The organism is Fodinibius roseus, assembly GCF_900129315.1.
GTDB classification, from domain to species: Bacteria; Bacteroidota; Rhodothermia; order Balneolales; family Balneolaceae; genus Fodinibius; species Fodinibius roseus.
On the sequence record NZ_FQUS01000023.1, the window covers coordinates 78,655 to 85,651 of the forward strand.

Below are 6,997 nucleotides of genomic sequence, written 5' to 3' on the forward strand. Positions count from 1 at the left end.
CACATTCGAAAAATACCGGTCAGGCGAACAAGCGGACAAACTCCTTTGCTTTTTGGAAAGGATCCCCGGCCGTACAAATAGCCGAGGACACGGCTATGATATCGGCTCCGGCCCCGATAACGTCCGGGGCGTTTTCAAGCGTAATACCCCCGATAGCCACCACGGGAATGTCAACCGTACCACAGACCTTTCGCAAGGTCTCGAGTCCGCGGGGCGGGTACTCCTTTTGCTTGGTATCGGTCTCAAAAATATGTCCCACTGCCACATAGTCGGCCCCCTGCCGTTCAACCTGCAGCGCCTCCTCCACGGTCGAGGAAGACCCGCCGATAATTTTTCCTGAGCCCAGCAGCGACCGCGCCGCCGCTATCGGCAGGTCATCCTGTCCCAGGTGAACGCCGTCTGCTCCTCCCGCCAGCGCATAATCGGTCCGGTCGTTGACGATGAAAGATGCCCGCGAATCCCTCAGCTTCGATGCCATGGCCTCAATATCGGCAAGCGCCTCCCTCCCGGTCGCCTGTTTATCGCGATACTGGATTAGCCGCACGCCCGCCTTTTGGGCCTGTTCAGCCAGGGCCATGTGGCTAAATCGCCGCTGAATGTTCGTATCGGTAATCAGATAAACGCCTGACAAGTCCTGTTTCATAACGTATGCAATATGGATCTCCACCGGTTAACTTGTTGTTCGACCGAATCGGCCGGCATGACGGATGAAATGCCGGCCACCCCGTAAGCGCCCGCCGACCGGCATTGCGGCGCGCGCTCCGGCGTAATGCCGCCCACCGCAAAAACCGGAACCGCTGCCGCCTCCACCACTTCCTGCAGGGCCTCAATGCCTTGAGGAGCCCCGTATTTTGCTTTGGATGCCGTGTAAAACACCGGACCGAACAGCAGGAAGTCCGCCCCCTCCTTCTCCGCCCGCCGCGATGCTTCTATGGAATGAACGCTGGAACCTACGACCAGTGATGACTGCAGATTCTTTATTCTTGCGGGACTCACGCCCGTTTCCCGGCAATGCACGCCGTCCGCTCCCACCGCCAGCGCCACATCGGTCCGGTCGTTGATAAACAGCCTGGCCTCCCACCTTCGGGTGATCTCGCGCAGCTCCCCGGCCAGAGCAAACAGCGCCCTGCCGCCGAGATCCTTCTCCCGCAGCTGCACGGCCTTTATCCCCTCCCGGCAAGCCTGCTTCACCACCTCGGTAAGCGGGCGGGGGTGACACTGTTTCCGGTCGGTAATCAGGTAGTAGCGAAAGTCCGGGTCCCTCATTCTTCCGTCCCGCCAACCTCAATTCTGCCCTCCATCGGACTCGAAGCTTCGGCATAGAGGCGCCGAGGCATGCGTCCCGCTTCAAAAGCCAGGCGTCCCCCTTCAATACCTTTCTTCATCGCTTCGGCCATCTTCACCGGGTGTTTGGCCTGGGAGATTGCCGAATTCATCAGCACCGCATCCATCCCCAGCTCCATAGCAATGGCCGCATCCGAGGCTGTACCAACCCCGGCATCCACGATCACCGGAACTTCCACCTGTTCACGGATGATCCGCAGGTTGTAGGGGTTGCGGATCCCCATCCCGGATCCGATGGGCGCCCCCAGCGGCATGACAGCCGCACAGCCCATATCCGCCAGCTTCCGGCAGGTGATGGGATCGTCATTGGCATAGGGCAGCACCACAAAATCATCCAGGAGCAGCTGCTCGGCCGCTTTCAGGAGTTCAGGCACATCGGGAAAAAGTGTATCATCGTCGCCAATAACCTCCAGCTTCACCCAGTTGGTCCCCAGGACCTCGCGCGCCAAGTGGGCGGTGGTCACAGCCTCCTTCGCTGTATAGCAGCCGGCTGTATTGGGCAGCAGAAAATAGTCGTCGTCTTCGATATAGCTCAGAATATCCTCCCCGCTGTCGCCGGCCAGGTTGGCCCGGCGTATGGCGACCGTCACCACCTCGGCGCCGCTGGCCCGCAGGGCTTTGCGCATAGTCTCCGGATCGGGAAACCGGGCGCTGCCCACGATGAGCCGGGATGAAAACGTTTGGTCCGCTATCGTCAGTTGATTTGTCATGTGTCTATATTAATATCATTTTCAAGTGTTAAGAGAGAACTTTACAAAACCGTTCTTTGTGCCAATTGCTGCATTTTCGCGCATTCAATATCCTCACATATCTCCCTGCGGTTTTGAATTCGCTCAGGGGTTGATATTGACCAAAATTCCTGGTTTTTCAAAGCACTCTAAAATCGGAAGGTTTTCAGTATAATCCGACATTTTTTAAATATCCATATCTAACACAGGGCACTATTCGGTTAGCCATATAGCATATAAACATGCGATGCTATCCGCCCTGGGTCGCGCGGATGATTTCGACCCGATCCTGTTCGTCCAGCTGGTAATCAGGCCATTTATCTTTGGTGACCACCGCATCGTTCACGGCCACCGCTACTCCTTTTTCCGCATCTTCCAGCTCAAAGGTATGCAGCAGCTGCTCCAGCGTGTCTGTTTCTGTCTTTACCTGTTCTCCATTAACAATCAGTTTCATAATATATTTTGTTATTCTTTTGGTGCCTGCTCAAAACGCCGGGGACGGAAGGGATGCAATAAGTCAGACTTCCCTCCCTCTGTAATCTCCTCAACCAACGTATAAACGGTTACCGGCGTCATCAAAATTCCATGCCGGTAGTGCCCGGTGGCATAATAGAGTCCCCCGACACCGGATTCCCCGATCACCGGGGCATGATCGCGGCTGGCGGGACGCAAACCGGCCGTGGTTTCGACCAGCGGCAGGTCATAGATGGAAGGGATCACCTCCCATCCATCCTCCAGCAGTTCTTTTTGTCCCCCGGCCGTGGGCGTTTTATCGAATCCTTTCTCCTCGGTTGTGGCCCCCAGGCGCATCGTCCCGTCCTCTTTGGGTACCAGGTACATCCGCGGGGATCGCACGATGCCTTTAAGGGGACAATCACCGGTTTTTTTAAGTGTGATTATTTGTCCCTTTACCGGACGTATGGGGGGACGAAACCGCCGGGGAATCCCCTCTATTTGCTGCGACCAGCTGCCGGCGGCCAACACGACGATATCAAACGGCCATTCGGAGGAGGCCGTTGTCAATCCCTGCACCGATCCGCCCGCAACCTGAACGCTTTTAACCTCCGATTCCTCCTTCAATACGCCCCCATGTCCCACGAAGGCCTCCCTTAATTTCTTCAGCAGCTGCCTGTTGTCAATCTGCGCATCATCCGGCAGCCAGACCGCAGAAACCACTTTCGGAGAAAGCAGCGGCTCCCGTTCCCGGGCTTCGGTTCCCGTAATCAGCTCCACGGTGAGTTTCAGCTCTTCACGGAAATCATACAGTCGCTTCAGCCGCTCGGTATCGTCCCGGTCGATGCCCACCATCAGCGTACCGCACTGGTCAAATTCCGGGACTCCCCGGACATCTTCCGAAAGCTCATCCAGAAACCGTGGATACAGGCGCAGGCTCTCCTGTCCCAGTTCCATAAGCTCAATCTCTTCAAAACCCACTTCCGCATAAGGGGCCAGCATACCGGCCGCCACCCGGCTGGCCTCCCGGCCCACGCGATGCCGCTCAAACAGCGTAACCTCCACTCCGCGGCGCGCCAGTTGCCAGCCAATACTCAGACCGATCACTCCGCCGCCGATGATGCCAATATTCATATTAAATATCCATTAAAGTGCTAATTCCAACTTATTCTTCAAAACCATATGCTTCTTCAAAAGGCCACTGCTCCTGTTCATAAGCGCTTTTCCAGAACATCCACTCCAGTTCCGTTGATTTTACAAATGCTTCTGTCATTTCCCCGAGCCGGTGCTCCGGTTCCTGCTCCGCCACGGCATCAGTAATCGTAATAGCCCGGTCTACGCCTTCGTTAAACTCATCACCTGCATAGGTGTCAATCCATTCCCTGTAGGGATTATCCGCGGAAGCTTCCTCATAGATTTCCAGTCCCACTTCCCGGTAAATCCAAAAACAGGGAAGCAGCGCCGCAATCGTAACCACATTGTCTTTCGTAGCCGCAGTTGAAAGCAGAAAATTCGTATAGGCAAAACAAGAGGGGGATTTTTCGGCCTCCATTTCAACCCCGTACTGTTCATAATAATCCTGGTGCAGCTCGCCTTCAACGACGGCCACATTGGCAGCGTACTGGAAGAAACTATTCATGTGGTCATAGCGGTCCGACCGCACGCCGGCCAGCGACAACGTTCGGGAAAAGTCTGCCAGGTACAGCGTATCCTGTTTCAGGTAAAAGAGAAAAACCTCCTCCGGCAGCGTGCCTTCCGTGAGTTCCCTGATGAAGGGCAGCTCCATGATCGCATCATAAATAGGTTCGATTTCGCTCCAAAGTTGATCGGTGAATGTCATTGTTATCAGATGTTTTATGTTATTGTGAATTTTAAAAAAACCGTTTTTTCACAAAAGCCCTCTTACAATGGTGTGCGAATGAAATACCTTCGCAAAACAGCTGTCCCCTCGATCCCGGGGGATCCGCGACACACCTGTTGCAGGTAAAGGATAACCCCTGGCGCACATTTCATTGCAACATATAAAGAAAACAAACTCAGCGCGGGGGACAGCCTTTCGCTAAGGTTACGCTGCTGCGAGTCCGAATTTTCACCATCTATTTCTGTAAGAAATCCGGGCTATTCCCAAAACTCATAAAAATGGTGCAGCGGTCCGCCCCCGCCCCCGATACGGTACCGACTGCCCGCCCGGATGGCCCCGGTAATGTACTCTTTGGCATGGCCGACAGCTTCCGGCAGTGGCTCCCCTTTGGCAAGTCCCGCCGCAATAGCCGACGAAAGCGTACAGCCCGTACCGTGGGTGTTCCTGGTCGGTATCCGCCCGGCCTCATACCAGTAGACTTCCTGTCCCGCCTCATCCGGCTCTTGCAGGGCGAGGCAATCGAGACTCTGCTCCTCCTCAAAATGTCCCCCTTTCAACAGAACGGTGTCCGACCCGTATTTCAGCAGCGACCGGGCGGCTTCCTCCATCTGCGACCGGTCTTCAACAGGCATCCCCAGCAGGGTCTCCGCTTCCGGCAGGTTGGGGGTGATTGTGGTGCTAAGGGGAAAAAGGAACTGCTTGAGAGCCTCGATGGCGTCGTCTTCGATCAGCTTCGCCCCGCTTTGGGCAACCATCACCGGGTCCAGCACCACCCGGCCAATCCCGTGGGCTTCCAGCCGGCCGGCCACCGCTTTGATGATGCCCCTGTTAAAAAGCATACCGATCTTGACGGCATCCACCCCCAGGTCTTCGATGACCGTATCAATCTGGAGCGCCACATAATCGGGCGGCAGGGAGTGGATGCCCCGGACTTCAAGGGTGTTCTGGGCCGTAAGGGCCGCCAGGGCTGACATGCCGTAACAGCCCATCGCCGAAAACGTTTTGAGATCGGCCTGGATACCCGCTCCCCCTCCGCTGTCGGAAGTGGCGATCGTTAACACCCGGTGATAGGATTGAGAATTTTCTTCTGCGTGCATGGCTTTGATTATGGTCGATTGAAATGTTGAAAATGCTGCTGTATCTCTACGGGCGATCCGTTGCGAAGCGTACGCACCTCCGGCGGTCCCGGCTCAACCGTACCGACGGCATGCAGCGCTCTGCCAAACCGTTGCTCAAACTGTCGCGCCACCGTGGAATATTGTGCCTGAGATACGGTCAGCAGCAGGTGATAGTCTTCTCCCCCCGCAGCAGCCAGCTCCCGCAGCTGCTCGGGCGTCCGCTCAATCTTTCCAAACGCTTCGAAATCCGCCGAAAGGGGTAGCTGCTCCATCGCAATAGTAATCCGGCACCTGCTTTCCCCGGCCAGGTGGCGGGCATCGTTCAGCAGTCCGTCGGAGAGGTCGATCATCGCATGTACGGCGGACTGCTTCCCCAGCCAGCGTCCCTCCCGCACCGCCGGCTCGGGACGAAAATGCTGCTGCAACAGTTGGTTGCGATGGTCTTCGGACAGCCGGCTATATTTTTCAGGATCTTCAAGAATGGAAAGGCCCGCGGCTGAATCGCCCAGCGGTCCGGTCACGCAGAGTATATCTCCGTTCCGGGCCCCGTTTCGCAGCTTCAGGTGCTCGGGATCTGCACGGCCGGTTATCATTACCGAGATCATAAAAGCGTCTGGCGAGCGCGTTGTGTCCCCTCCCAGCAGCGGCACCTCGTACTTTCGGGCCAGCTCCATCAGTCCTTTTCGAAACCCGTCAAGCCGAGTCACGGGCATTGAGCCCGGGAGGGCCAGGGACAGGAAAAAACTTTCGGGACGCCCGCCCATCGCTGCGATATCGGAAAGGTTCACAGCCAGTGCCTTATGCCCCAGGTCCCGGTAGGAGGTCCACTCCGACCTGAAATGAATATCCTCAATAAGCAGGTCCGTGCCAATCAATTGTTTTTGTCCCCCCACACCTTCGGTAACGGCACAGTCGTCTCCTATCCCGGTTATGCCTGCGGGCAGGTCGGAGCCGGAACCGGCAAAACGGCGGATAATCTGTTCTTCGCCCAGATCAGACACGGTTTGTAACGGTTGGGATGACGAGTCAGTCATAAAATTCGGGTTATGCTGCTCGCCGCCGGAGAGGCAGGTAAAATCTGTCGTTTCCCTACGCTGGTTTTATCCAGATCAGGTAGTCAGGATCTCATCTCAGCCGCATTCCCGCAGCACTCCTAACGACAAGCAATACATTAATCACTACGGGATTAAGCTATCCTTTTATCTCATGTTTTGCAACCGTCGCTTTCAAAAAGATGGCCAGGCGGAAGGTTTTTTCCTGCTTAGAGCTTTAAAAACCGGGGCTTTTGTGCAGGGTTAAGGCCAGAGGAAGGTTGCAGTCGCAGCATACAGCCTATATGTGATAATTTAAATCTGCGGTAGCGCCAATATTGGACACAAGAACGGTTTTGCAAAAACCCTCTTGCATTTTTTTTAAAAAATAAGTAATTATCTTTTTTCATTCATCAGAGAGATAAAAAAACCGTTCTTATTATGTCATTTAAAGCCAAACTT

Annotated in this window: 8 protein-coding genes and 1 riboswitch; all 8 genes read right to left on the reverse strand. The window is 55.3% G+C overall.

The window, feature by feature from the left end:
• Positions 1-19: 19 nt before the first annotated feature.
• Positions 20-643, reverse strand: a complete 624-nt coding sequence (gene thiE / locus BUB16_RS17445; protein ID WP_084088399.1) for a thiamine phosphate synthase — start codon at positions 641-643, stop codon at positions 20-22.
• A complete protein-coding gene (thiE, locus tag BUB16_RS17450) occupies positions 640-1,266 on the reverse strand; it encodes a thiamine phosphate synthase (RefSeq protein ID WP_073067451.1) in 627 nt (208 codons plus the stop codon). Before thiE (BUB16_RS17450) ends, thiE (BUB16_RS17445) begins: the two co-directional genes overlap by 4 nt.
• Positions 1,263-2,054 (reverse strand): thiazole synthase, encoded by a 792-nt coding sequence (locus tag BUB16_RS17455; protein WP_073067453.1) that lies wholly within the window; start codon positions 2,052-2,054, stop codon positions 1,263-1,265. The genes thiE (BUB16_RS17450) and BUB16_RS17455 overlap by 4 nt, the downstream gene beginning before the upstream one ends.
• Before the next feature lie 268 nt (positions 2,055-2,322).
• A complete protein-coding gene (gene thiS, locus BUB16_RS17460; RefSeq protein WP_073067455.1) occupies positions 2,323-2,526 on the reverse strand; it encodes a sulfur carrier protein ThiS in 204 nt (67 codons plus the stop codon).
• An 11-nt stretch (positions 2,527-2,537) separates the two neighbouring features.
• On the reverse strand, positions 2,538-3,659 hold the full coding sequence (gene thiO / locus BUB16_RS17465; RefSeq protein ID WP_073067457.1) for a glycine oxidase ThiO: 1,122 nt from the start codon (positions 3,657-3,659) through the stop codon (positions 2,538-2,540).
• Between the two features lie 31 nt (positions 3,660-3,690).
• Positions 3,691-4,365: a thiaminase II gene (tenA, locus tag BUB16_RS17470; protein ID WP_073067460.1), complete on the reverse strand. Its 675-nt coding sequence runs from the start codon at positions 4,363-4,365 to the stop codon at positions 3,691-3,693.
• Positions 4,366-4,643: 278 nt separating this feature from the next.
• A complete protein-coding gene (gene thiD / locus BUB16_RS17475) occupies positions 4,644-5,483 on the reverse strand; it encodes a bifunctional hydroxymethylpyrimidine kinase/phosphomethylpyrimidine kinase (RefSeq protein ID WP_073067462.1) in 840 nt (279 codons plus the stop codon).
• Between the two features lie 8 nt (positions 5,484-5,491).
• On the reverse strand, positions 5,492-6,538 hold the full coding sequence (thiL, locus tag BUB16_RS17480; protein ID WP_084088402.1) for a thiamine-phosphate kinase: 1,047 nt from the start codon (positions 6,536-6,538) through the stop codon (positions 5,492-5,494).
• Positions 6,539-6,573: 35 nt separating this feature from the next.
• A riboswitch (TPP riboswitch) is annotated at positions 6,574-6,669 on the reverse strand.
• Positions 6,670-6,997: the final 328 nt, after the last annotated feature.

What these genes read in the sequence shown, in the direction of transcription:
- thiE (WP_084088399.1), bottom strand. Translation starts at nt 643, where the DNA reads ATGAAACAGGACTTGTCAGGCGTTTATCTGATTACCGATACGAACATT.
- thiD (WP_073067462.1), bottom strand. Translation starts at nt 5,483, where the DNA reads ATGCACGCAGAAGAAAATTCTCAATCCTATCACCGGGTGTTAACGATC.
- tenA (WP_073067460.1), bottom strand. Translation starts at nt 4,365, where the DNA reads ATGACATTCACCGATCAACTTTGGAGCGAAATCGAACCTATTTATGAT.
- thiL (WP_084088402.1), bottom strand. Translation starts at nt 6,538, where the DNA reads ATGACTGACTCGTCATCCCAACCGTTACAAACCGTGTCTGATCTGGGC.
- thiO (WP_073067457.1), bottom strand. Translation starts at nt 3,659, where the DNA reads ATGAATATTGGCATCATCGGCGGCGGAGTGATCGGTCTGAGTATTGGC.
- BUB16_RS17455 (WP_073067453.1), bottom strand. Translation starts at nt 2,054, where the DNA reads ATGACAAATCAACTGACGATAGCGGACCAAACGTTTTCATCCCGGCTC.
- thiS (WP_073067455.1), bottom strand. Translation starts at nt 2,526, where the DNA reads ATGAAACTGATTGTTAATGGAGAACAGGTAAAGACAGAAACAGACACG.
- thiE (WP_073067451.1), bottom strand. Translation starts at nt 1,266, where the DNA reads ATGAGGGACCCGGACTTTCGCTACTACCTGATTACCGACCGGAAACAG.